Annotated in this window: 1 protein-coding gene; it reads right to left on the reverse strand. The window is 63.3% G+C overall.

What is annotated here, in order from left to right; translation table 11 throughout:
- Positions 1 to 221, reverse strand: a 221-nt coding sequence (locus KVP70_RS33990; RefSeq protein WP_217946824.1) for a hypothetical protein, incomplete at both ends; no start/stop codon positions are given.

Here is a 221-nt window from a genome sequence, read left to right on the forward strand (position 1 = left end):
CAGACAGCACCGTGCCGAATACGACGTCGTCACGCCCGCTGCATTGCCCCAGTACCTGCGCCCACGCCACATGGAACAAGACCGCCGGCGTGACGCCTTCTTGCCGCGCACTGATGCGGATGCGCTCGGCCAAGTCTGCGCTCAGGCTGATACTGGCTTCTTCTACCTGCCTGCCGTCGCCTTGGATGTTGAGCAAACCAAACGGGACCGTCGGTTCGTCG

The organism is Duganella violaceipulchra, from assembly GCF_019166075.1.
Lineage (GTDB): Bacteria > Pseudomonadota > Gammaproteobacteria > Burkholderiales > Burkholderiaceae_D > Rugamonas > Rugamonas violaceipulchra.